Source organism: Saccharopolyspora rosea (assembly GCF_025643595.1).
Taxonomy (GTDB): Bacteria; Actinomycetota; Actinomycetes; order Mycobacteriales; family Pseudonocardiaceae; genus Saccharopolyspora; species Saccharopolyspora rosea.
Genome location: NZ_CP102826.1, coordinates 442,631 through 465,058, shown reverse-complemented (window position 1 = coordinate 465,058; position 22,428 = coordinate 442,631). Strand labels below are relative to the sequence as shown.

The following is a 22,428-nucleotide window of genomic DNA, read 5'->3' as shown; positions in this document are numbered from 1 at the left end:
CTTACGTGGTGCGAGAGAGGAAGAAATTGGTCAGCGGGTGGTCGGTGATTGCCGTGCCACCCGAGGCGCCTTGCGACGGATCACCCCGCCGCGCCTGCGTGCCGACCAGCTGCTTCAGCCGCTCGGCATCGGCGGCGATCTCCTCAGCGGAGTCGCCCTGCAGGCGGGCGGCGAAGTCCTCGGCCAATTCCGCGGGCACACCCGCCGCGAGGGCAGCGCGCAGGCGGGTCAGATCCATCCGGGCGGACGCCAGGTCCGTCTCCGTCTGCGTCTTCGCCGCGTGCAGGGCTGCGGTCTCCTGTTCGAGCGCGGCGGCCTTGTCCGCGGCGACACGCGCTTTGTGGCGGTGCGTCGCGGCTTCGCTGCGCAGGGCCTTGATGATTTTCTGAGCGAACTCCGGCAGATCCTCGACCGTCTCGCGATCCGGCTCGGGCGGCGCAGCCTCCGGGGCCACGTCGGTATCGACGGACTCGGGCACAGATTCGGACATAGGTGGCCTCCAGGACCGGATCGGTGAAAGAACCGCTCGCCAGGAGCGGGGGTAGGTCAGGCAGCGTCGGGAACGTCTCGGCGACGTTGGTCTTCGACGGCGCGGCGGAAAGCGTTGAGGGCGTTCTTGCCGGACCAACCGCGGGTCGCCTCGCGCCACAAGCGATCTGCGTCGAGGTGTTGATCCCGGCCGTCCCACCGGTCGCGGGCAAAGACCGGTACGGCCTTGCAGGTGCAGCCCGGGTGCCAGAGCTGCCGTTCACCTGCGGTCTCGGCCGAGCTGTACACGGGCCCGCGACTGATCAGCATCAGGCAGAACGCACACGTGGGTGGTTCCGGGTCGAACCGGGCCCAGCCGATGACCCGCTTGTTGTCTTCCGCGGCGCGGATGATCGTGCGCCGACCGGCGTTCTCGGTTTCCTTGCTGGCAATCCGAGAGGCGCGGGCGATTGTGTCGCGTGAGGTGTTTCTGCTGGTCAACTCAGGTTTAAGGGGACGCATGGTCGCCGCGAACCACTCCGGTCGATAGGCCGGGAGATCCACGTCGGGCGGATCGTCGCCGAACTCTGAGTTCCACTGTGCGTCGAAGTACTCCCGAGCGTGTTTCGCGGACTCGCGCCGTGCGTCGTCGACCAGCTCGTACATCCGCCCTAAGAGGACGGTGTATTGCTGTTCGGTGAGCGCTTGGGCGCGGAAGGGGCTAAGCAGCCGCAGGATTGTTCGTGCCAGACGGCGCACGATTCCCGCCTGTCTGCTGCTGTACTGGCTCATCGTCAGCGCCATCCGCGGCCCCGCCTCCCTCCATCGCCATCAACTTCAACATCGGGTCGTCGGCGACCCGTTGCATGACCACACGAATCCGCTCGGGACTCATGCCAAGCTCTTCCAATGCCGTCTCACGGTCGTAGAGAGGCTGCCCTCCCGAGAGCTTCTGCACCGCGTCGGCCTTCTCTGCGACCGTGGGCGTGGCCGGGTCGCGCCAGATGGTTTCCAGGCGCCGTAGGGCGTCCGGGTCGCCTCCGGTGATCCGCAGTCCGATCCGCATCGCCTGTTCCCAGGCCCCTCCGGCCGCCCTGCATTTGCGCTCCACGGCTTTGACCAGTCGGGCTTCTGAGGACCGGATCGCGTCGGCCGAGGCCGGGTTGTCGGTGGCCAGCCCGAGGTAGTGAGGCGGCAGCCCGGTCAGCGCGGAGACGTGGTGGGCGTAGGCGTTCAGCACTTCAGTGAAGTTGCGCAAGTCAGCCGCGGTGAACTGGCCGACCTTGACCTCAGTGCCGCCCTCGGGGATCGCGAGGATGTGCGCGAGGTATGCCTGCCACGTGGGAACAGGGTTGCCGTGCTCGTCCTGGAACAGCGATTCGTCCGCGCCGAGGATGTAGCGTTGCGGCGTGGCCATTAACTCCTGGGCGCCCTGCAAGTTCATGAGCGAGCGGCAGGCGGCGTCGGTCAGGCCCATGATGCGCTTCATCTCGGTGCGGCCCTGCCGGTCGGAGACGCGAGCGCGGTTGATCAGCGCGACCACCGGCACGATGCCGAGCCGGTGTTCGTGCCGATCGGTCTCTATCCATCGACCGTCGACCTGCGAGGCATAGAGCGTCACCTCCGGCAGGTAGAGCGTGCACCCAATTCCGCGGGGCGGGTCGGGCTCGTACAGGCGCAACGCCGCGGTGACTCGCCGCGTCCGCGGGTCGGTTTCCACGATCATGCTGCGCGGGGACTCCACGGTGATCAGCGGGATCTCCGGGTTGTCCTCGTTGTAGCCGACGCAGACATACGCACGTCCGTGGATCAGCGCTTCCAGGTGCGCAAGGCTGGACTCCTCATCGAGGTCGTTGTACTGCCACCAGTCCCACAGCTGTTCGTCGCCGCGCCACTGGCCAGCTAACCGGAAGCCCTCGACGTCCATGCGGTGCTCGATGGAATCGACGAACATGCCAGGCCAGTTCACGATCACCGACAGGTCCCGCATCTCGGGCGGGATCGCCAGACCCATGCTCGCAAGACGCTGCTGCCCCTCGTAGTAAGCGCTCTCGACCTGCGCATACGGCTCCCGCGCGACCAGCTCGGCGTGCAGTCGGTCGATGGTGTCCAACTCGACCTCGTTCATCAGCGGTGGAACACCACCTTTCTCGCTCCGACCCTGCGGGTTTTGACGATCTCCTGTCGGGCCATCCATGCCAGGACTGCGGTCACGGCCGCGTCGATCTTGCGTTTGGAGTCCCTGGTCGCCTTGCCGATGCCGATGTGGTCGTACTTCGTGACTCGGCGTTTGGCGTTGAGGACGTGTTGGCGCAGTAGGGGATCGCCGTCGTGACGTACGTGCTGGTTGAGTACTGCTTCCAGGAAGTTCTCGCAGCCCAAGCCGAAGTCGCGGATGCGGGCTCGCATGTCGAAGGCGAACGCGCTGCGGGGGCTCGCCTTGAGCTTGGCGCGGCGGCCGAAATCGGCAACCCAGGAGTCCACATAGGACTCCCAGTAGGCGATGTCGGCATACATTGCCTGTACGCGGTAGCGTTCGAAGGCTGCCCGCACGTGGGCGTCCACGTCTTCGCGGGGCACTTCCCAGTCCTTGACCTGCGCGGGGTGTTCCCACGCTGCCAGGCGGAACAGCACGCCGTCGTCGATCCGGCAGGCCATGAGCACGGTGGAGTCATCCGAGCGGGACCCGTCGAAGCCCAGGGTCACGCGATCACCCGGCCGCAGCTCGGCGTCAACCCAGCACCGGTCCCACTCGTGTGGGGCCATCCAGGAGTCCTCGGCCGCGACGATTTGGTTCAGGTAGAACCGGCGCGACACCGACAACGGGTTGCGGATGTCGTGGATCTCGGCGATCAGGCCATCCACGTCCAGCCACGTCGCGTCGCCTCGGGCCGCGAGGAGGCCCTGGCGTAGCGACTCCTCGTCGTGGATGTCGGTCTCGGGCGGGGCCTCGCGAGAGTCGTAGAGCATGCCGCTGTCGCGGGCCTGACCTGCCTGGATCTTCTGGTATGCCTCCCACGCCTGCTCGGCCACCGACTCCTCACCCGGCACATGACCATTGGTGATCTGAAGGTGCCGAGAGCGGGTCTTCACGGCGTTGCGGACGATGACCTTGTACATCTCGTGGCCGTCGTTGTTGGCCAGCCAGTGATGCGACTCGTTGATCAACGAAAACGACGCGCGAGCCCCTTCGAGCGCACGAGGCGAGCTGGTCACCGACTCGATCTGCCCACCGCCCTGCTTGTGGATGATCTCGTGGTGGATATCGAGCCCGTACTCGTCCACGCACGTATCGCTGAGCAGCGACGGGAAAAGCCGCATCGTGTTCCGGGTTTGGTCCCGGGACACCGCGGCGGTGATCACCCACGGTGCGGCGACCGGCCGCCCGACGGGCTCACCCGCAGCGTTCCAACCGTCGAAGCGCACCGGGGCGCACAGCTCCAGCGCGCAGAGCACCGCGCCCAGCGGGTCCTTGCCCCAGCCCTTCATGCGCCTGAGCACGCCGTTGCGGTAGACGAACCGGCCGGTGTCGTCGATGGCGTACCACCACAGCACGAAGCGGGCCTGTTCCGGCGTGAACCGCCATGGCCCCCCGGCGCTGTCACCATCCGGCTGGTGCAGGTAGTCCGCTGTCCAGGCCAACAGGTCCCAACCCAGCGTCTGCTTCGGGAGCCCGGTAGGGCCGAGGAGCAACGGCTCCACGAACTCCACCTCCTTGCGTGTTCCCGTCGAGCTGGAAGCTGTTCTGACGTGTGATGTGCGATGTTCTGGGCCGGGGCAGCGGCCGTGGTTGTTTCTGCCTGGACTACTCCATTTGGGATCACCTACGCCAAACCGGCCGTGCTGCCTGGCCTCCGACGCGTACCGTGCCCGGTGGTTTCATGATCTTGAAGGTCAGAGGGCGCGGACGTGGCGCTGGACGGCAAGGGGTTTCACGTCGACATCGACATGCTGGAATCCGCCGCGAAGGCGATGGGGGAGATCACGGCAAAGCAGGACAAATCGAAGATTGCCGACCTGTGGGGCGGGGATGCGCAGGGCGTGGGCAGCGATGTCCTGTACGAGGCGCTGGTGTCGTTCTGCAAGACGATGAGTGAGGGCGTCGACTACCTGGTGGACAAGGCCGAGGACACACGGAAAGGACTGTCCGAAGCCGCGAGGACCTACCGCGGGGCAGATCACGCTGCCAAGGCGCACCTGGATGCGGACCCCGCCGTCGAAGCCGTGAACGACGTCTTCTAAGGCGGGCGCAATGGTTGACCGCAAGGAGTTGGGGCAGGCCGAGGCGGCCGAGGAGTTGGTCCCGGGCAAGGTCGAGCAGCTTTATCGGCTCGCACAGACGCTACGAGACCGGGCCACTGACGTGATCGCGGATGCCGAAGCGCTCAAGCGCATCGACACCGGGGCGTGGACAGGACCGGCATACGACGCCTACGCCGAGGACCACGCCAACCAGTGGCCCAAGTGGCTCAAGCTCGGCGACGCACTGGCCTATGGCGCGCAAGCGATCGAGAACTACACCAACTGCCTCGGCTGGGCCCAGATGCAGGCCCTGAACGCCATTGAGTTGTACCGCCGCGGCGAACAGCTCAGTCAGCAAGCCCGCCAGGCGTACGACCAGCAGGCAGCCGACGCCAACGCCCGAGGAGGAGGCTCTTCCCCGCAGCCGCCGACGTTCCATGATCCGGGGGAGGCGTACCGGCAGGCTGCGCGGGACCTCCTCGACCGCGCCCGCAGTCAGCTGGACGAGGTGGCGAACAACTCGGCCAAGGCGCTCAACGAGATGGCCGAGGCGGTACCCACCGACGACGAAGAGTCGCCCGCCGAGACCACCCTGCACGCCGCCGCCGACTTGGCGGGGTTCATTCCCGGCATCGGCGATGTGGTCGACCTCGCGCACGCCGGGGTGTACGCCCTCGAAGGCCGCGGGGTGGACGCGGGCATCACCGCCGCAGCCGCGATCCCGGTGGGCGGCTGGGCAGCCGGGGCGAGCATGCTCGGCAAAACCGCCAGGAAGATCGGCACATACCTGGAGAAAGGGGAGAAGGCCCGCTTCGGGTGGTCCGACCGCATCGGCAAGGATGCCTACAAGGCTAACTTCTTCGACGCCTACCCTGACCTCAAAGGCAAGGTGTGGGTACACCACGCTGTCGAGCAACAGACCATCACGAAGCAGTACCCCCACCTGGACATCACTCCGAACGAGATGCACTCGCTGGACAACCTCCGAGGGATCCCGAAGGAGATCAACAGGGAGGTGCATCTTCGTGCCATCCGCAAGGAGTGGAACAATTTCTACCGTGACAACCCGAACCCAACCAAGCAGGATCTGCTAGACAAGGCTACTGAGATCGATGACAAGTTCGGCCACCAGTTTACCCCGCCCGTTCGGTAGGTGATCATGTTCTACTATCTGGACCCTGACGTGCCGGGGCTTCTCGGTGAACCCACGGTTCTCGACACGACAGTCCACCCGCCCCGCGTCGTGGGACCCCTGTATTACGAGATCGACAACTGGTTCGGTGACGACCTGATCAGCGCTCACCCGTGCTATTTGGTCACAGAGAAGCTGGCCAATCTCTTGACCGGATCCGGGCTGGGACGCTTCGAGATCCGCGACGTCGAAATGATCTATGGCGAAGAGGCATACGACCGCTTGCACCGCCACGGCTTCAGCGAGTTCCCGAAGTTCCGCTGGCTTTTTGTCACCGGAACAGCAGGCGAGGATGACGTGGGCCTCACTCCCAGGGGGCGTCTCATCGTGTCCGATGCCGCACTGGAAGTCTTCCGCCAAGGGGATCTCAACGGATGCGACATTGAGGAATACGACCCCGACACACACAAGTAGCGCCGACGACCCGCCTGGAATCGTGCCAGCGGGACACCTTAGACGCCGAGCTGCTTCTTGTAGTCCTCGATCGCCGACACGCTGGCCCGTTCCTGCGCCTGGCCGCGCTCGATCTCGATCCGCACCCTGCGCCGCGCGCCCTCGGTGACCAGCAGGTCCGACATCGCGGACATCAGCGCGGCGAACATCTGCGACGACGGCCGCGCGCTGCGGACGTAGCGGTCCATCGAGTACGCGACCAGGCGTGACGTCTGCCAGTCCGAGGGTTCGAAGTAACGCGCCTGCGCGGACTCGCCGAGCGACTGGTACCAGTCGACCACCAATGGGTGTGCCTCGAACCCCAACTCGGGCTGCCTCACCACGCCGAGTTCCGTCACGGTGACGGACTCGGTGCGGTTGCGGCGGATGCGTTGATCGGATCTTTTAGGCACGGGGCCACGAGAGCCCATCGTGACCCCCTTTCCGTCACAGGTTCCAGTTCTTTCGGGGCGGGATGTTGGCAACCAGCTTCGCGGCCTGGTCGATCACGGCTTCCTGGTGCGGCTGGAGATCCTGGCCGCCCATGCGGGCGTGGACCTGTTCGTACGGGTCGACCACGTCCGTGCGTACCCCGGACAGCGATTCGAGGACCGCGAGCGTATGGAAGGGCACGGTGTTCGGGTCGTAGCCGCCCTCGTGGGAGACGACCAAGCGCCCGTCACACAGCTCCCACGCGGCATCGACCAGCATCCGGGCCATCCACCGGTAGGTCGAACTCGACACCATCTGCCGCCCGAGGGGATCACCGCCTCCGGCGTCATACCCGGCGGCCACCATGATGATGTCCGGCTCGTGCTGCTCCAGCGCGGCGAGCACCACGCGGGAGAACGCAGCCTGGTAAGCCCCGTTCCCGCTGCCCGGCGGGAGGGGGATGTTGAGCGCGGTGCCCTTACCCTCGCCTTCGCCGTTCTCCGCCAGGTTTCCGGAATTGGCGGGGTAGTTGTTGTCCTGGTGGACTGAGATGGTCAGCACCCGCGGATCGTCGTAGAAGATCGCCTGAGTTCCGTTGCCGTGGTGCACGTCGAAGTCCACCACCGCGATGCGGTCGACCTCCTCGGCCTGAAGCAGCTCGGCCGCGGTGATCGCGAGGTTGTTGAGCAGACAGAACCCCATGCCGTGAGTGCGGGTTGCATGATGGCCGGGCGGGCGAACGAGGGCGTAGGCGTTGTCGACCACACCGCGCAGCACGGCCAAGGCCGCGGCCATCGTGCCGCCTGCGGCCAGCAACGCGATCTCGAACGAGTCGCGGCCGAACGGACTGCTGCCCTGACCTCCCAGCGCGCCTCCACCGGACGTGCTCGCCGCGGACAGCCACTCCACATAGGACTCGTCGTGCACACGGAGCACCTGCTCGGGCCCGACCGGGACCGGATCAAGCCGCACCAGGTCGGCCAGCAGGCCGGAGGACTCGACCAGCTCGTGGACCCGCCTCTTGGTGTCCGGGTGCTCGAAGTGCTGGCCCGGCTGGATACCGGACAGTGGCGCCGCGCCGAACAGGCCCGCAGCGCTGCCGGTGTCATGCCAGCCGTAAATCGACTGCCACACATATCCGGTGGTCATTTTTCCTCAATTCTTTAATTCGCTGGCGACCCGAAAACCCGTACAAGTGCTGGGCCGCTATGCCCACCGACTCCGAACACCCGGGGCAAGGGCCCCTCCCCTGGCCTGAGCGCTCAGCGCTCCTTGATCAGCCCCGGATGCCGTTCGGCCGGACGCAGCCTCAGCGCGGCACGACGCGCGCGTCCCTGCACACCCTCACGAGCGGACTTGCGCGCATGACACGGCCCGCAGACCGCTTGCAGGTTCTCCGCCTCGTGGTGATCGCCCGGCTGTATGTGGTCGACCTCGGTAGCCACACCCACACACCCAGGCCCGGTGATCTGGCAGGCGTAGGCATCCCTACACAGCACCCACGAGCGCAGACGCCACCAGCCACGCGGCAAACGGTCCCGACGAGTGCTCCCACCCCATGCGCCCATACACGTTTCCCCTGGTTAAAGGCATTTCATTCGAAATTATGTGATCACCATCAAGTTTTCTTGACGATCCTAGTGTTGACGGTAGTGTTGTCGCCAACACCGCAAGTTGAGGCGATCAGAAACCCAAGATCCCCCGGATCTACATCCGCTCCTTGAAAACTCCATATCCGCGCTCGCCAGGAATCGCCTTGACCCGTTAAAGCGGTCACCGAATGGCAGAGATTCGGCAAGGCACTTTTCCGAACGCACCAACCGAGGGAGATGACATGAGCGTCGAAGAGTACATCGAAGAAATGGCGAACGGTTACGCCGAATGCCTGCTGTGGCAGGCAACCTACGTCGCCGAACACGACAAGGACTGCACCCGAACGGAGTGTGAGTGCGACCGCACGGAAATGGCAGACCACTTCACCGCCGCCGATTTCTCCGATGACCTGTGGGATCAGATCAAAGCGGAGTGCAAGGATTTCTTTGACTCCAACTGGCGAGATCTCGGAGACATTGACGCCCAGCAGGCCGGACACGATTTCCTGCTCACCCGCCAGCGACACGGTACCGGGTTCTGGGATCGCGGCCTCGGTGACAAGGGCGACCGGTTGACCGAATCCGCCAAGGTCTACGGCGAACACAACATCGAAGTCGAAGACGGCTTCGTCTACTCCGTCGACTGAACGTTTCAGGTGGAGCGCATAGCGATATGCGCTCACGCCTAAAGGGTTCAGCCCCAAGGAAAGAGGAGCATATGAGCAAGTTCGAAATTCACGACTTGAGCGTATGCGTTGTTTGCCTTCACCTGATCGCAAACGGCGAGTTCGATGACGGAACGGACGGCTACGGCGTTTGGAACAAACGCTACCACGAGTGGGAAACGTGGCCCACCAACGGTGATTGGTCCAAGGAAGACGCCGCATCCGTGATGCAGGAACGCGCGGAAGCGCGGCCGGACGACACCCTTGAAGTGCGTCAGTACGGTTCCGCACTTGCCTGCGAAATCGGTCAGCGCGAAATCTGGGGCGACGACGTCGTCCACTTGCTGATGGGTAGCGACTGCGACGAAGAATGCACCCGGCACGAAGACCCAGACGATTGCGAAAGCCTGGATCTAGGATTTTCGTGGTCCGCGTGCGAGGGCTGCGGTTCCTCTGATGGCGGCGACCGCTACCGCGCGCACGCGCTTATCCCGGTCGACCGTTGAGATACGCCGTGCGACACGGGCCGTGGTCCGTGTCGTGCGGTATCCCAACGGATCGATTGGAAAGGCTACCAAGAATGGGATGGGTTCGTTCGGTGGTTGACTACCTGAAAGCGGACACGCCGGATTCGCTGGCCAGTCTCGACCGGGACGCGATTTACGCCGTTGTCCAGGAGCTGGACAGAGACGGCTACCTGAACCGCTCTATGGACGGCTGGGAAGTCGCACGGTGGTTCAAGGAGAACGGGCAAGGAATTTACGAATCCGGGGAAAGCTTCGCCTCGGGCTACTGCCTGGACGTCGACGGGGAGGCGATCAAGGCACTACCTGACTACCTCCGGTTGTCGTTCGACTGGTCGGGCGTGTGGTCTCGCTTGCAGTGGTTCGACGCAATCCGCATAGGCGGGCGGGTGTTCGTGTTCCGGAATGACTCTTGAGCCCTTGAGGCCCCGTGACGCTCAGGCTCGCGGCCTGAGTGTTGCGGTGTCCCAACGGATCACCGAAGGGATTGGCCGCGCCCTTGCGGCCCGTCATGGCGCCTCTGCGCCGCGTTGTCATTACTCGCGAAGGGACTTCGTAGTGACCGACGATCAGAGCACCATTCAGCGCGTTACCGTTCTCAACGGCCACACCAGTCCCGAGACGGCCTACGTCGTCGACGACTACCCGTACGGCCGTCGCCTGCGGTGCAAGATCCGCTATTGGATCGAGACCGGCGAAAAGGGCTCGGCCAAGGGCAAGCAGCGGTTCGTGTCGCAGACGACGAACCCCAAGGTGCCCGGTGAGGTCTGGAACAAGCCGAAGGCGAGCACGTACGCGCTGATGGCCGTGATGTACCTCGACCACAACGACCATGTCCAGTGGTGGGGAGTGGGACTGGACCTGTCCCCGGTGGCCGACGCCCGTGCGCGGCTGATGGGGATCTACGACCAGCTCACCGAGGTCGACCGGCGCCGCTACGACTACTTGCTGAAGGTGTCGCAGAAGTACACGACGCCGTGGCACGAATGGGAAGAGTGCATCCACGCGATGACCCTCCACATGCACGAGACCGGCGAAGACCCCGACGTCTCGAACGGCGTGTGGGAGTTCGGTGGCCGTCAGTACTACGTCGGCAAGGACCCCGCCGTGTACGTCGCGACCGCCCGGCAGCGGCTCCAGCAGTCCTAACCCGTTGAGACACGCCGTGCGTCTCGGGCAGCTGTCCGAGGCGTGCGGTGTCCCTGCGGATCCACCGCCGGGACACACGCGCCGCACAACGCGGCGATCCCTGTAAGCGCGGGCCGCCCTGGACTTTTGGCGAAGGCAGGGCGACCCGCTGACCAACGGAGGTAACAGCTCCGATGGCTGAGCCGCAGCCTAACAACCCCACGCCCGAAACGGACGCGGAGCGCACCGACCGCCACGAAGGTCTACAAGCCGCGATCGAGGCCCTGGACGCGGTCAACCGCGCTGCCGGGAAGGAGGGCACCCAGTGACCTCCTTCGGCATTCGCGGTGCCTACAACGGCCTGTGTCGCACCCCCGGTTGCCCCAACCCGTCGAAGTGGGTGCCCGGTGGGGAAACCCTGTTGTTTGCCGACTGCTCGCGTCGCTGGCGGTGCGCCGAGTGCACCTCGGTCATCTCCCGTCTGCGCAGCGAAGGCACCGACGCCACCGAAGCCGAGATCATGCGACTTCGCGGCATCCGCGTGAACATCCACGCGATTGCAGGGCTTCCAGTCTCGCGGGTGTACTACCGCGTGCCCACCCGACACGTCGGCGGACCGCACTTCGGTGCCCGCGACGATGCCGTACGCCACGCCCTGGCCTGGCATGCCGCACAGCAACAGCTGACCTCGGTCCCACTGCCCGCACCTGTGATCGAGGAACGGTGGCTGATCGACCTCCAGGAGGGGACGGCTCTCGATCTCGTCGCCGAACGGGTCGAGGTCAATCCACTGCGGCCGAACACTGTCGGGTTCTCGGCCGCGCACGCCGACCCGGCGTCGCTGCCATCCCACCTCAGCACCGACCGCCGCTGACCGGCTCCCATTCCGCCGTGGCACACGGGCGGCGCCCGTGTGCCACGGCACCACGACACGTTCCGAAAGCGAGGACGCATGTACGAAAGCCACGACGCAATGCACGTCTGCGAAACCGGCTGCTTGCATTACCAACTCATGGACACCCGGTGGTGCGCCACCTACGCCCGCCAACTCGCTGCGGGCAATAGAGACGACATCCGCCGCGTCGAGGGAGACATCACCGGCATGGACACGCACGTCGGCTTGGCACCGACATCTCCGGGCCGGATCCGCATCACGATCATCGACATCGACCCCGACACGGCCCTGCGCGCCGACCTGTCCGTCCCCGTGCTCGTCGTCGAGGTCGGCACCCCCAACGGGCCGAGCCCCGTCGTGATCGACGGGTGGGACCAGATCTACCGGGCCCGCTGCGAAGGACGCCAGACCCTTCCCACTATCGCCCTCGGACCTGAAACAGAGCTGCAATGCCGGGTTCACTGCCCACAACGCGAGCACCGGGCATGGCGGGGACTCCTGCGGTTCCACTGACCGTCTCGGTACGCCGTGGCGCACGAGCGGGAGAAGCCCCTGCTCGTGCGCTGCGGTGCCGACACGGAAGGACAGCTCATGCGCCGAATCATCACCGCTCTCGCCACTGCGGCCGTCCTGGCGACGGTCACCCAGTACGTGATCAGCCTCGTCAACCGCCCGGTCCCATCACCGACACCTCCGGCGGTGCAGCACTGCGAAGAGGACCAGCCGTGCTGGGACTGCCACACGATGGGCAACCACCGCTGCGGACCGACCCGGCCCGAAACCCCCGCGACCAGAGCCGAAAACACCTGACCGACACCGCCGAGCGCATCCGAACTCACCGCAAACACCACGGAGGACATATGCACTCCAGCGCGCTCCGCGTCGCCGCCGAACTCGGCTGGAACGCCGCCCAGCAGCTCGCCGCAACCGTCACCCTCACCGCCGACGATGCCGCACGCTGTCTGGAGGAGTACCACAACGACGGCGCCTGGTGGCAGCACTTCGGCCCTGCCGCCTTAACCGCCACGGACCCCGGCGTCGACCCCCCAGCCGGACTCGACACCGAGCAGGCACAGCACTACCGCGACGCGTGGACGTGGTCCTGGCTGCACCACGTCACCGAACATGCCGCCGGGGTCCTCGCTGCAATCGACCTCGACAACGTCGAGCACTGCACCCCCGCCCCGTGCTGCCACACCTGCGGGCGGACCACCGACCTCCGCAGCCTCACCGTCGACACGTCCATCGGGATCGCGTGCCTCACCCTCTGTGCGACCTGCGTGAGCGTGCACGACGTGCGCCCCATGCCGGTCGCCCAAGCCATGACCCGAGTCGCCGAGCACTGCGCCCACCTCGGTCTCGATCTTGACACCATGGGAATCGTTCGCCGGACCCAGGCGCCACAGGAGTAAGAACTCCGGTTTTCTAGCCCCTTGCGGATCGAAGAGGACGATCCACGGTGGGACTGCCACACGATGGGCAACAAGCTCTGAGGTCCCGGAAGCGATCACGAACCGACCCCGTGGGCGAGGCCCGGCGGTCCTGTTCTGGACTGCCGGGCCTCGCGGTGTCCGCAGCACGGACTACCGTGCTTTTCGACAGAAGGGGGAGGGAACCAGGTGGGCGCCACCAGACCGCTCCGTATCAGGGTGCCAAACGAGTTGATGTCCAAAGCGAAGGCCCAACTCGGCAACCACGATGTCTCGGACACGATCGTCGTGCGGTATGCGCTCGCGGTACTCGCGGGCGAAGACCCGGACTGCTGGGCCGTACACCTCCGGCCTGGACCGCCGAGAGATCCACGGTGTGAACGAGGTTAGTCGTCGTCCGAGCTGGAGCGCCGGGACGAGCGGTCGGAGTCGGAATCGTCGCTGCCGTCACGGCTCGACGAGTCCGAGCCCCGGTCGCTGGTGTCCTTCCGATCCGAGTCCGAGTCGCGATTCCGCTTGGAGTCGCTGTCGCCGCTGCGCTTCCTGCGAGATCCGCTCTGCTTCGAGTCCGAGTCGCTACGTCGCGTCTTCGAACCGCTGCCGGACCGCCTGCTACTCGACCCGGAGGACGAGTCCGAACGCGAGTCCGAGCCGGAGTCCGACGAACTCGTGCGCTTCGTGCTGTCGCTGTCCTCGGCCATGGAAACCACCTCCAGTGACGTACGTGTGTGCCGTATTCAGTTGTCACGACATGACGTGGATGCGGAGTGGCCGGTCTCGAACCGATTCCTCCGGCCGGTTTCCGGCGCGTGACGAGGTCGCCGTACTCGCGGCCGGTGTGCACCCACACCGCACTCCTCGCGGAGCACCGCGCCGGTCAAGGTCGCGGCGCTCCGCGTGCTGACAGCCTGGGCAGAGGACACGCGATGATCAGGCGCGTGGACGCCCCTGCAACCAGGCAGCTTTTCTCGTCCCGGCCCTTCACAGCCGGTGCAACGGCTACGCTTCGCAGACGTGGAAACGGGATACTGGGACAAGTTCGGGACATCGATCGACCTGATGACGTGGGCCGATCTTTTCGCCGACCTGGACTACCGCTACGTCGGCAAGAGCCAAATCCGCGAGAACGGGAACGTGCACACCGTCGGGACGATCTGGCTGGGGCACGTCCTCGATCCGCGCGAACCCGCCCACATCTTCGAAACGGCGCTCTTCCCCGCCAATGATCGGTGCCGAGTCCTCCGCCGGTATCCCAGCCTCGACGACGCCGAGCGAGGCCACCGCGAGACGGTCGACGACCTCGCGGCACGGCATCCCGGCGCCGAGGTCGTCGACGTGGCTGCGGACGCCGATCTTCGGCTCGCGTAGCCGCTGCACGGACGGTGGCGCTCGACCCCATCGAGCTACGCCCCGACCGCTAGCGTGCCCTCGTGGACGATCAGCAGACCACCGCGAGGCTGCGGGTCCAGTCAGCCAATGGCGGCTGGTGCGCTCACCGCGGCACAGACACCGACCCGATCGCTCGGCGAGCCGCCTCCGAGCTGCTGGCCGACACACTGGCGGCCTATCGACGAACTCTGATCGACACGGCCGCTCCCGAGGACGAGAGCCGCTGACGCGGCCCATCACCCAGCCCGGCGGCAACGCACGCCAAGACCGGACACTGAAAGATCAACCTAAGGAAGGACGGGGAACGAAATGAACAAGGCTTTGCCGAGCGAATTGGATGACATCTTTCTCGGGAGCGGAGCGCTCTCGTATCCGTGGTATGGGAAAGTCGATATCTCGGATACCCCGGATTCTGGCTGGGTTCTGACGTTCGAGGACTCAGGCGCGGAAGAAGAGCCTGGGGGCGAATACCGGATCACCCACCAAAAGCTGTGGGCAACGATCGCGACCCTTGCAGGCACTGAAGGCAAGGCAGTGCTCGGCGAGGACAGCCGAACGCTCAAGGAGTGCCAGCGCCTCTGCTTCAACGGCGCCGATGATGTCGATTTCGACTCGGACATGGCAGACCGAGTCATCCAAATTGCGGCGTTTGGAGAGGTGCTGTACGGCTAGCTCCAATCGCGACGAGGCGGTGCGAAGTCGATCGCCGTCTCGTCGCCCCGCGCCCATCTCGGAACGTCGACAACCCTCCCATATGTCCACAGTGGTCGCGCCCGGATTCGAACCGGGATTACCCGCACTCCCACGCGTCCGCAGGCGGGCGGCTTGCCGTTAGCCGACACGACCAGCCCGGCGGCGCGCACACGCCCCGGGCCGCCCCGTTTCCACCCGCTCCCCGACGGGCCCTCGCACCACGCGGCCACGGTGCCAGCCGCCAGGCATGCCGGATTCGGGTGTGCGCCCTCCAGCAGAGGCCAGGCGGCAACGAGAGAGGCCGCGCCATCGACCGACCACGCGGGCAAGACGGCGGCGTGGTGCCTTTACGGGACGACGCGGCAGCGGGCGGGCCGGGGGACGTCGAGCAAGCGGACGGGTCAACCCCGGCGCGGGCGGAGATACACCAGACGCGCCCTCGCCCTAGTAATGGGTGCTGAAAAGCTGAAATGGGCACAGATCTGAGTGTGATCTACAACACTAGTTCGTAGTCGGGTCTATGGTGTAAAGCACCAGGAGCAGGGCACCGTAACAACCCCCGAGGGGTGTTACGGGCATCTACTTCTTCGACCTGTACTGTTATGCTTGTTACCGTAGTTACGGTCCAGAACAGGCGGCGAGGGATCTCTTCTATCTACTATTAGAATAGTAATAGATAGAAGAAGAAGAATAACTAAAGGACCCGCCGACCGCCGCGATTACGGATGTCCGGTTCGCCGAACTCCGCCCGCCCCTGGGGCGATCCCCAGACGGCGTAACAACCGTAACAGGCGTAACAGCCCAGCGTACGGCCCCGGACACCCGTAACAGCCCTGGCGCGGTGTTACACCCCGCCGCAACACCCTCCAGCCGGAATGGCCTACACCCCCGCTGCCGCCGCAGCTGGAGTTCCGAATGTGGCGGGGCTGTTTCAGGCAGCTCGATCCCGTCATACCGGGTCGTCATCTTGAGCACTTATCCGAGAGGTGCTAACTGAGGTCAGCTCGATCAGCGCCGGTAATAACGGAGTCAGGGTCTTTACCTTCTGCTTCAGCGCGGCGGATGGAGCCTTCGACTCCGAAGTAGACCGACACACGTGACGTGTCGAGCTTCTTCCCGGGGCGTTGAGCTGGCGCTACCTCAACGAACGTCCCAGCGTTCAACAGTAGGTCACGTTTACCCGCGGTATCTGATTCCTCCCACAGCTCGGCGTACGTCTTCCCCGTGGGTATCTCTTCAACGCCACCGGGAACCGCGTCACTCTGCATCGCCTTAAGGGAAGACAGTCGCTCTTCCAGCTTGGCATACTGCGCCGCGTACCGTTGAGCACCGTCCTCGCCTTTGAAGAGCCCGCGCTCGTACCGGTCAGCCTCTAGGTCCTTCAAAGCTTCCTCAGCCTGCCTGATCTGTGGCGTGAAGTCCTCGGCCGCGCGCATCTCGATCTTCACCACGGGCAAGTGACCGTTGCCACGGAGGAATTCCGAAACGACGTGCTCTTCAAGGGCCTTTCCCGCAACGCTCGGTCCGTAGCACCCAACGGCCTGGCCGGCCTGCCGCTGCTTAAGACGGCCAATGCAGCGGTACCGAGTACGGCCACCCGCCACATAGGTGTACATGCGCCCACCACAGACCGAGCAGAACAAGACACCGCGCAATAACGACGTCCCGACCCGTCGCCGCTCGCTGCGGTCAGCCCGTCGCGACAACTCGTCCTGAAGCGCGTGCCAGGTACGCATGTCCAGGATGGGAGGACGTGTAACCAACGGCAGTCCGTCTGTCCGCAAGATCGGTTTACCGTCTTCGATGACGTAGCCGAGCAACTGTGGGTTTGTCAGCAAACTCCGTAGCGTAGTCGTGTACCACCGCTCCGAATCGCTCCGCTTGCCGTTGGGTTGGCGCGAGTGGTGTCCAGGCGCCGCCACTCCGGCTCTGGTCAGATCCGTGGCGATCTTCATGAGCGATTCCTTCGCCAGGACCCGGTCAACGATCTCGTGAATGACCTTCTCTTCGTCAGGGTTGACCTCCAGCACGCGCCCGGCGCCGTTTGGGTTCGGAACAGCCCGGTAGCCGTACGGCACACGCCCTCCTGTCCAACGCCCTTCGCGACGTAGGTGCTCGTGCGCATTGGCCACTCGTGAGCCGATGGTGTCCGACTCCAGTTCAGCGAACACAGCGATGACCCGAGCCATCGCACGCCCCATCGAAGAGGTGAGGTCTAGAGGCTCCTGCGCGGATGCCAGCGCGACCGACTGAGTCTCAGCGATTTTCATGATCTCGGCGAAGTCGACGGTCGACCGCGCAAGCCTGTCGATCTTGAAGAACACAACCACATCTAGGTCGGCCAGTCGAGCCAAGATCCGCTGGAGCCCGGGACGCTCCAAGCCTCGGGAGAACCCACTCACATCGATGTCTTCCTCGACAGCAACAACCTCCCAGCCACGTGCATCACACAAGGCCTCACACGCCGCCCGCTGACGCTCGGGCGACGTACTCTCGTCGGTGTCCCGTGACAGCCGGACGTAGATGGCCGCGCGCATCCCCGGCCCAGTGGTCACTGGTGTTCCCTTCCGCCTTTGCGCACGAGGCATAGCCTTGGGCGGGGCGGGTGTAGCGGACTCGGGAGCAGCCTCGTGGGTCACGTTACGAACCTATCTGTTGGAGGTATGTGTGTCCTGCTTGATCGTCCAGTCAGACAAGACGCTGCTGCTCGAAGTCGACCACGACCAGGCCGACGAGGCGCGCACCTCCATCGCACCGTTCGCCGAGCTGGAACGCGCCCCCGAGCACGTGCACACCTACCGCATCACGCCGCTGGCGCTGTGGAACGCGCGCGCCGCCGGGCACGACGCGGAACAGGTGGTCGACGGGCTGGTGCGGCACTCCCGCTACCCGGTGCCGCAGGCGCTGCTGGTCGACATCGTCGAGACGATGGGGCGCTTCGGCCGCCTCCAGCTGACCAACCACCCGGCGCACGGCCTGGTGCTGGTCTCGCTGGACCGGGCGGTGCTGGAGGAGGTGCTGCGGAACAAGAAGATCATGCCGATGCTCGGCGCCCGCATCGACGACGACACCGTCGTGGTGCACCCGAGCGAGCGCGGTCGGCTCAAGCAGCTGCTGCTCAAGATCGGCTGGCCCGCCGAGGACTTGGCCGGCTACGTCGACGGCGAGGCGCACCCGATCTCGCTGCACGAGGACGGCTGGCAGCTGCGCGAGTACCAGAAGCAGGCGGTCCAGGCGTTCTGGGCGGGTGGTTCGGGCGTCGTCGTGCTGCCCTGCGGCGCGGGCAAGACGCTGGTCGGTGCGGCGGCCATGGCCGAGGCCCAGGCGACCACGTTGATCCTGGTCACCAACACCGTCGCCGGGCGCCAGTGGAAGCGCGAGCTCGTCGAGCGCACCTCGCTGACCGAGGACGAGATCGGCGAGTACTCCGGGGAGAAGAAGGAGATCCGGCCGGTCACCATCGCGACCTACCAGGTGATCACCCGCAAGTCGAAGGGCGAGTACAAGCACCTGGAGCTGTTCGACTCCCGCGACTGGGGCCTCGTCGTCTACGACGAGGTGCACTTGCTGCCCGCGCCGGTGTTCCGGATGACCGCCGACCTGCAGTCCCGCCGCCGCCTCGGCCTCACCGCGACGCTGGTGCGCGAGGACGGCCGGGAGGGCGACGTCTTCTCGCTGATCGGCCCCAAGCGCTACGACGCGCCGTGGAAGGACATCGAGTCGCAGGGCTGGATCGCGCCGGCCGAGTGCGTCGAGGTGCGGGTCACGCTGACCGACAGCGAACGCCTGGAGTACGCCACGTCCGACGCCGAGGAGCGCTACAAGGTGTGCTCCACGGCCCGCACCAAGGCACCCGTGGTCAAGGCGATCCTGGACCAGCACCCGGGCGAGCCCGCGCTGATCATCGGCGCGTACCTGGAGCAGCTGCACGAACTCGGCGAGGCGCTGGACGCCCCGATCGTCGAGGGGTCCACGAAGAACAAGGAGCGCGAGGCGCTGTTCGACTCCTTCCGGCGGGGCGAGATCAACCGGCTCGTGGTGTCGAAGGTCGCGAACTTCTCCATCGACCTGCCCGAGGCGTCGGTGGCGGTGCAGGTCTCGGGCACCTTCGGCTCCCGCCAGGAGGAGGCGCAGCGGCTCGGGCGGTTGCTGCGCCCGAAGGCCGAGCGGCGGCAGGCCCACTTCTACTCGGTGGTGTCCCGGGACACCCTGGACACCGACTACGCGGCGCACCGCCAGCGGTTCCTGGCCGAGCAGGGCTACGCCTACCGGATCGTCGACTCCGACGATCTGCTCGGCCCGGCGATCCCCGACGCGGGCTGACCGATACCCTCGGCGACGCACCTTTTCAGCTGTCGCCCGAAAGTGTCCGCTCTCGGGTTTGAAGCGGTTAACGTTTCGAACGACCACGCTGCCCGTCGGAGGTACTCGGCCACCGACCGGGCGCGGGTGTCCCGCACGACACTGGAGATCGGATGACCACCGACCAGGAACGCGCCGCAATGGGGGGCGCGCACCGGTTCAAGGGACTCGCGGAGAGCCTGGAACGCCACGCCGGGAAACCGACCGGCGCGGAGCCGCCGAACATCCGCGGTGACAACCGCGGGTACGGCCTGGTGTTCTTCTACTGCGAGCAGTACCACCTGAGCACGGTCATCAGCACCGGCCTGCGCTTCCAGCCGCTCGGTGCCGAACCAGCTCAGGAACTGGCGTGCACCGTCTACAAGGAACAGGCCGAAGCCGCCCGGCACCTGGTGGACCTCACCTCGGAACTGCTCGTCCGGCAGCGCACGCACCTGGTGCCCGACCAGATCGTGCCGAACGAGGAACCGCTGCTGCCGGGCACCGAGTTCCACGGCGTGCTCGCCAGCGGCCACCCGCTGTTCCCGCCGGAGTTCACCAGGTTCACGGATCCGGACGGGATCGAGCAGCTCCAGGTGTTCACCCTGCTGCCGGTGACCCTCGGCGAGCTCAACTTCATCCTCGACCACGGGGTGACCGCGCTGCGCCAGGAGTGGTCCCGCTTCGAGGTCGACGTCTTCGACCTCGGCCGCCCCAGCGTCGCCTGACCTACCGGACCGGGGGTGGTGGTCGGGTGACGGGCGGGCACCGCGGCGCGAAGCGCCTCCATGGGGGGGCGGTGGTCGGGTGACGGGCGGGCGTCATGCCCGAACCACGCCCGCGTCCCCTGGGCACGCCGTTGTGACGCCGGGTTGAAAGGATCGGACCATGGATGCGACCGGGGTGGAGATCGGCCTGTCGGACCTGGACGCGGTCCGGGTGTACGGCCTGCCGATGCGCAGCAGGTTCCGCGGGATCACGGTCCGCTACGGCGTGCTGCTCGGCGGTCCCGCCGGGTGGGGCGAGTTCTGCCCCTTCGAGGATTACGACGACGCCGCGTCCGTGCCGTGGCTGCGGGCCGCCCTGGAGGCGTGCGCCCGTCCGTGGCCGGAACCGGTGCGCGAGAGCATCCCGGTCAACTGCACGGTCCCGGCGGTCGACGCGGAGCGGGCGCGGGCGATCGTGTCCTCGTCCGGCTGCCGCACCGCGAAGGTGAAGGTCGCCGAGCCCGGTCAGGCCCCGGGCGAGGACGTCGAGCGGGTCGCCGCCGTGCGCGACGCGCTGGGCCCGGGCGGCGCGGTCCGGGTGGACGCCAACGCGGCGTGGGACGTCGACACCGCGGTCGCCCGCATCCGCGAACTGGACCGCGCCGCGGGCGGGTTGGAGTACGCCGAGCAGCCGTGCCCGACGGTTGACGACCTGGCCGCCGTCCGCCGCCGCGTCGACGTGCGCATCGCGGCCGACGAGTCGATCCGCCGCGCCGAGGACCCGATGCGCGTCGCCGTCGCCGACGCCGCGGACGTCGCGGTCATCAAGGCCACGCCGCTGGGCGGCGTGCACCGGGCGCTGCGCGTCGCCGAGGCGTGCGGGCTGCCGTGCGTGGTCTCGTCAGCGGTGGAGAGCAGCGTGGGCTTGGCCGCCCAGCTGGCCCTGGCCGGGGCGCTGCCGGAGCTGCCGTTCGCCTGCGGCCTCGGCACGGTGCAGCTCCTGGAGGGCGACGTGGTCGCCGACTCGCTGGTGCCGGTCGACGGCCACCTGCCGGTGCTGCGCCGCCCCCCGCAGCCGGACCCCGCCCTGGTCACGGCGGCGACCCCGCCCGCGGAGGTGCAGCGCCGCTGGCTGGACCGCCTGCACCGGGTCCACGCCCTGCTCACCACCCGCTGAGAGCCCGTCTTCGAACTCGTTTTGGGTGGCGGTGCAGGCAGCGGAACCTCAGCGGCCCGCCCGTCGCTCGACCACCGGAGCCGCTCCCCCTTCCCGGGAGCGGTCTCGGAACCGAAGAGGCCCGGCGGGCATTCACGTCAGGCGCGACGCCGACGGCGGAGGCGGCGCAGGACGAAGAAGACCACCGCGGCGGCGACGGCCACCGGGGCGAGGCGCTTGAGGACCGGGGTGCCCGCGGTGCCGAGGAGGTCGATGGCCTCGTCGGAGGGCATCGAGCCACCGGTGACCACGGCGTCGGCGCGCTGCGCGGGCCGCTCCTCCGCCGCGCTCGACCAGCCGCTCTCCTGCTGCGGCGGGGTGACCCGCCAGCTCGGCTTGCCCCCGGTGCGGGGACCGGACGCGGCGGCCGCGGCGGCGGTTTCGGCGGGCTTGCCGTTGCCGACCGAACCGGCCGCTCCGGACTCCGCGGCGGGTTCGGCCGCCGCCGACGCCGCGCCGGACTCGGCCGCCGCGCCGGACGCCGCCGGGGCCTCCTCCCCGCCCTGGAGCTTCTCGGCGAGGCAGGTCGCGAACTGGTTCAGGATCTTGCCGCCGACCTCGGAGATCAGGCCCCGGCCGAGCTGCGCGGGTTTGCCGGTGACCTTGAGGTCGGTGTCGACGGTGACCGCGGTGCTCTCACCTTCGGGCTGCAGGGTCGCGGTCACGCTGGCCGAGGCGGTGCCGTTGCCGCGGGAGTCCTTGCCGCTGGCGTCGATCACCACGCGCCGCCCGGCCTCGTCGACTTCCTTGAACGTGCCGGTTCCCTTGTAGAGCAGGGTGACCGGACCCAGCTTGACCTTGACCGAGCCGGCGAACTCGTTGCCCTCGGCCTTGGTGAGCGTGGCGCCGGGCATGCACGGTGCGACCCGCTCCGGGTCGAGCAGCGCCCGCCACGCCACGTCGACCGGCGCCGGAACGGTGAAGTGGTGCTGCATCTGCACGGGGTGTCCTCCTGGTTCGACCGGGCTCGGCCCTGCCCGCAGGGCCGCGTGTCGGAAGCATTCACCACCAGCTTCCCAGCCATCCGGGCAACCCGATACCCCGATCGGATCAACCGAGCGGTCCCGGCGGGAGGTTCCGGC

28 protein-coding genes and 1 tRNA gene are annotated in these 22,428 nt (G+C 66.7%); 19 read left to right on the top strand and 10 right to left on the bottom strand.

What is annotated here, in order from left to right:
- Window position 1: 1 nt before the first annotated feature.
- From NV263_RS02270 to NV263_RS02255, 4 genes are read right to left on the bottom strand one after another with little or no spacing between them, the layout of a single operon-like run.
- Window positions 2-490: a hypothetical protein gene (locus NV263_RS02270; RefSeq protein ID WP_263250691.1), complete on the bottom strand. Its 489-nt coding sequence runs from the start codon at window positions 488-490 to the stop codon at window positions 2-4.
- A 56-nt stretch (window positions 491-546) separates the two neighbouring features.
- Window positions 547-1,272, bottom strand: a complete 726-nt coding sequence (locus NV263_RS02265; RefSeq protein ID WP_263250690.1) for a VG15 protein — start codon at window positions 1,270-1,272, stop codon at window positions 547-549.
- On the bottom strand, window positions 1,190-2,596 hold the full coding sequence (locus NV263_RS02260) for a phage portal protein (protein ID WP_263250689.1): 1,407 nt from the start codon (window positions 2,594-2,596) through the stop codon (window positions 1,190-1,192). The genes NV263_RS02265 and NV263_RS02260 overlap by 83 nt, the downstream gene beginning before the upstream one ends.
- The gene (locus NV263_RS02255; RefSeq protein ID WP_263250688.1) at window positions 2,596-4,170 is read right to left on the bottom strand and encodes a terminase large subunit; all 1,575 of its coding nucleotides are present in this window, start codon (window positions 4,168-4,170) and stop codon (window positions 2,596-2,598) included. The genes NV263_RS02260 and NV263_RS02255 overlap by 1 nt, the downstream gene beginning before the upstream one ends.
- 207 nt (window positions 4,171-4,377) lie before the next feature.
- On the opposite strand from NV263_RS02255, the gene NV263_RS02250 reads away from it, so the two are divergent.
- From NV263_RS02250 to NV263_RS02240, 3 genes are read left to right on the top strand one after another with little or no spacing between them, the layout of a single operon-like run.
- A complete protein-coding gene (locus tag NV263_RS02250) occupies window positions 4,378-4,710 on the top strand; it encodes a hypothetical protein (RefSeq protein ID WP_263250687.1) in 333 nt (110 codons plus the stop codon).
- Window positions 4,711-4,720: 10 nt separating this feature from the next.
- Window positions 4,721-5,863, top strand: a complete 1,143-nt coding sequence (locus NV263_RS02245) for a putative T7SS-secreted protein (RefSeq protein WP_263250686.1) — start codon at window positions 4,721-4,723, stop codon at window positions 5,861-5,863.
- 6 nt (window positions 5,864-5,869) lie between these two features.
- Window positions 5,870-6,316, top strand: a complete 447-nt coding sequence (locus NV263_RS02240; protein ID WP_263250685.1) for a hypothetical protein — start codon at window positions 5,870-5,872, stop codon at window positions 6,314-6,316.
- Window positions 6,317-6,354: 38 nt separating this feature from the next.
- Here NV263_RS02240 and NV263_RS02235 read toward each other — a convergent pair whose 3' ends face one another.
- From NV263_RS02235 to NV263_RS02225, 3 genes are all read right to left on the bottom strand, one after another.
- Window positions 6,355-6,765: a phage terminase small subunit gene (locus NV263_RS02235; protein WP_450104036.1), complete on the bottom strand. Its 411-nt coding sequence runs from the start codon at window positions 6,763-6,765 to the stop codon at window positions 6,355-6,357.
- Window positions 6,766-6,781: 16 nt separating this feature from the next.
- A complete protein-coding gene (locus NV263_RS02230; RefSeq protein ID WP_263250683.1) occupies window positions 6,782-7,915 on the bottom strand; it encodes a class II histone deacetylase in 1,134 nt (377 codons plus the stop codon).
- Window positions 7,916-8,028: 113 nt separating this feature from the next.
- Complete coding sequence (locus tag NV263_RS02225) at window positions 8,029-8,211, bottom strand: HNH endonuclease (RefSeq protein WP_263250682.1); 183 nt, start codon at window positions 8,209-8,211, stop codon at window positions 8,029-8,031.
- Between the two features lie 389 nt (window positions 8,212-8,600).
- Between NV263_RS02225 and NV263_RS02220 the strand changes: the two genes are divergently transcribed.
- The 13 genes from NV263_RS02220 to NV263_RS02160 all read left to right on the top strand — a co-directional run bounded on the left by NV263_RS02220 (window position 8,601) and on the right by NV263_RS02160 (window position 15,061).
- Window positions 8,601-9,005 (top strand): hypothetical protein, encoded by a 405-nt coding sequence (locus NV263_RS02220; protein WP_263250681.1) that lies wholly within the window; start codon window positions 8,601-8,603, stop codon window positions 9,003-9,005.
- A 71-nt stretch (window positions 9,006-9,076) separates the two neighbouring features.
- The gene (locus NV263_RS02215; RefSeq protein WP_263250679.1) at window positions 9,077-9,529 is read left to right on the top strand and encodes a hypothetical protein; all 453 of its coding nucleotides are present in this window, start codon (window positions 9,077-9,079) and stop codon (window positions 9,527-9,529) included.
- Between the two features lie 92 nt (window positions 9,530-9,621).
- Window positions 9,622-9,963 (top strand): hypothetical protein, encoded by a 342-nt coding sequence (locus NV263_RS02210; protein WP_263250677.1) that lies wholly within the window; start codon window positions 9,622-9,624, stop codon window positions 9,961-9,963.
- A gap of 142 nt (window positions 9,964-10,105) precedes the next feature.
- Window positions 10,106-10,696, top strand: coding sequence for a hypothetical protein (locus NV263_RS02205; protein ID WP_263250675.1), 591 nt, complete (start codon window positions 10,106-10,108; stop codon window positions 10,694-10,696).
- A gap of 173 nt (window positions 10,697-10,869) precedes the next feature.
- Entirely contained in the window at window positions 10,870-11,004 is a 135-nt protein-coding gene (locus tag NV263_RS02200; protein ID WP_263250674.1) for a hypothetical protein, read from the top strand.
- Complete coding sequence (locus NV263_RS02195) at window positions 11,001-11,549, top strand: hypothetical protein (RefSeq protein ID WP_263250673.1); 549 nt, start codon at window positions 11,001-11,003, stop codon at window positions 11,547-11,549. Before NV263_RS02200 ends, NV263_RS02195 begins: the two co-directional genes overlap by 4 nt.
- A 138-nt stretch (window positions 11,550-11,687) precedes the next feature.
- On the top strand, window positions 11,688-12,083 hold the full coding sequence (locus NV263_RS02190; protein ID WP_263250672.1) for a hypothetical protein: 396 nt from the start codon (window positions 11,688-11,690) through the stop codon (window positions 12,081-12,083).
- Window positions 12,084-12,161: 78 nt separating this feature from the next.
- Complete coding sequence (locus NV263_RS02185; protein WP_263250671.1) at window positions 12,162-12,380, top strand: hypothetical protein; 219 nt, start codon at window positions 12,162-12,164, stop codon at window positions 12,378-12,380.
- Window positions 12,381-12,430: 50 nt separating this feature from the next.
- Entirely contained in the window at window positions 12,431-12,982 is a 552-nt protein-coding gene (locus tag NV263_RS02180) for a hypothetical protein (RefSeq protein ID WP_263250670.1), read from the top strand.
- A gap of 534 nt (window positions 12,983-13,516) precedes the next feature.
- Complete coding sequence (locus tag NV263_RS02175; RefSeq protein ID WP_263250669.1) at window positions 13,517-13,813, top strand: hypothetical protein; 297 nt, start codon at window positions 13,517-13,519, stop codon at window positions 13,811-13,813.
- 201 nt (window positions 13,814-14,014) lie between these two features.
- Entirely contained in the window at window positions 14,015-14,368 is a 354-nt protein-coding gene (locus NV263_RS02170; protein WP_263250667.1) for a hypothetical protein, read from the top strand.
- Between the two features lie 62 nt (window positions 14,369-14,430).
- Window positions 14,431-14,616, top strand: coding sequence for a hypothetical protein (locus tag NV263_RS02165; RefSeq protein ID WP_263250666.1), 186 nt, complete (start codon window positions 14,431-14,433; stop codon window positions 14,614-14,616).
- Window positions 14,617-14,698: 82 nt separating this feature from the next.
- On the top strand, window positions 14,699-15,061 hold the full coding sequence (locus NV263_RS02160) for a hypothetical protein (protein WP_263250664.1): 363 nt from the start codon (window positions 14,699-14,701) through the stop codon (window positions 15,059-15,061).
- 92 nt (window positions 15,062-15,153) lie between these two features.
- Here the strand turns inward: NV263_RS02160 and NV263_RS02155 are convergent.
- Together NV263_RS02155 and NV263_RS02150 are read right to left on the bottom strand one after the other, a co-directional pair.
- Window positions 15,154-15,235 (bottom strand) — tRNA-OTHER (locus NV263_RS02155).
- Window positions 15,236-16,071: 836 nt separating this feature from the next.
- Complete coding sequence (locus tag NV263_RS02150) at window positions 16,072-17,637, bottom strand: recombinase family protein (RefSeq protein ID WP_263250663.1); 1,566 nt, start codon at window positions 17,635-17,637, stop codon at window positions 16,072-16,074.
- 121 nt (window positions 17,638-17,758) lie between these two features.
- Here NV263_RS02150 and NV263_RS02145 point away from each other — a divergent pair, with 121 nt between their 5' ends.
- The 3 genes from NV263_RS02145 to NV263_RS02135 all read left to right on the top strand — a co-directional run bounded on the left by NV263_RS02145 (window position 17,759) and on the right by NV263_RS02135 (window position 21,307).
- Window positions 17,759-19,405: a DNA repair helicase XPB gene (locus NV263_RS02145; RefSeq protein ID WP_263250661.1), complete on the top strand. Its 1,647-nt coding sequence runs from the start codon at window positions 17,759-17,761 to the stop codon at window positions 19,403-19,405.
- A gap of 152 nt (window positions 19,406-19,557) precedes the next feature.
- Window positions 19,558-20,151, top strand: coding sequence for a suppressor of fused domain protein (locus NV263_RS02140; protein WP_263250660.1), 594 nt, complete (start codon window positions 19,558-19,560; stop codon window positions 20,149-20,151).
- Between the two features lie 160 nt (window positions 20,152-20,311).
- Window positions 20,312-21,307, top strand: a complete 996-nt coding sequence (locus NV263_RS02135; RefSeq protein WP_263250659.1) for an o-succinylbenzoate synthase — start codon at window positions 20,312-20,314, stop codon at window positions 21,305-21,307.
- A gap of 137 nt (window positions 21,308-21,444) precedes the next feature.
- On the opposite strand, the gene NV263_RS02130 is transcribed toward NV263_RS02135, so the two are convergent.
- The gene (locus NV263_RS02130) at window positions 21,445-22,287 is read right to left on the bottom strand and encodes an SRPBCC family protein (protein WP_263250658.1); all 843 of its coding nucleotides are present in this window, start codon (window positions 22,285-22,287) and stop codon (window positions 21,445-21,447) included.
- Window positions 22,288-22,428 lie beyond the last annotated feature (141 nt).

Bases quoted from the DNA above. Each gene is read 5' to 3' on its own strand.
- NV263_RS02185 (WP_263250671.1), top strand. From the start codon at position 12,162: ATGCGCCGAATCATCACCGCTCTCGCCACTGCGGCCGTCCTGGCGACG.
- NV263_RS02180 (WP_263250670.1), top strand. From the start codon at position 12,431: ATGCACTCCAGCGCGCTCCGCGTCGCCGCCGAACTCGGCTGGAACGCC.
- NV263_RS02260 (WP_263250689.1), bottom strand. From the start codon at position 2,596: ATGAACGAGGTCGAGTTGGACACCATCGACCGACTGCACGCCGAGCTG.
- NV263_RS02220 (WP_263250681.1), top strand. From the start codon at position 8,601: ATGAGCGTCGAAGAGTACATCGAAGAAATGGCGAACGGTTACGCCGAA.
- NV263_RS02140 (WP_263250660.1), top strand. From the start codon at position 19,558: ATGACCACCGACCAGGAACGCGCCGCAATGGGGGGCGCGCACCGGTTC.
- NV263_RS02160 (WP_263250664.1), top strand. From the start codon at position 14,699: ATGAACAAGGCTTTGCCGAGCGAATTGGATGACATCTTTCTCGGGAGC.
- NV263_RS02190 (WP_263250672.1), top strand. From the start codon at position 11,688: ATGGACACCCGGTGGTGCGCCACCTACGCCCGCCAACTCGCTGCGGGC.
- NV263_RS02235 (WP_450104036.1), bottom strand. From the start codon at position 6,765: ATGGGCTCTCGTGGCCCCGTGCCTAAAAGATCCGATCAACGCATCCGC.
- NV263_RS02240 (WP_263250685.1), top strand. From the start codon at position 5,870: ATGTTCTACTATCTGGACCCTGACGTGCCGGGGCTTCTCGGTGAACCC.
- NV263_RS02245 (WP_263250686.1), top strand. From the start codon at position 4,721: ATGGTTGACCGCAAGGAGTTGGGGCAGGCCGAGGCGGCCGAGGAGTTG.
- NV263_RS02270 (WP_263250691.1), bottom strand. From the start codon at position 490: ATGTCCGAATCTGTGCCCGAGTCCGTCGATACCGACGTGGCCCCGGAG.
- NV263_RS02200 (WP_263250674.1), top strand. From the start codon at position 10,870: ATGGCTGAGCCGCAGCCTAACAACCCCACGCCCGAAACGGACGCGGAG.
- NV263_RS02215 (WP_263250679.1), top strand. From the start codon at position 9,077: ATGAGCAAGTTCGAAATTCACGACTTGAGCGTATGCGTTGTTTGCCTT.
- NV263_RS02230 (WP_263250683.1), bottom strand. From the start codon at position 7,915: ATGACCACCGGATATGTGTGGCAGTCGATTTACGGCTGGCATGACACC.
- NV263_RS02265 (WP_263250690.1), bottom strand. From the start codon at position 1,272: ATGGCGCTGACGATGAGCCAGTACAGCAGCAGACAGGCGGGAATCGTG.
- NV263_RS02135 (WP_263250659.1), top strand. From the start codon at position 20,312: ATGGATGCGACCGGGGTGGAGATCGGCCTGTCGGACCTGGACGCGGTC.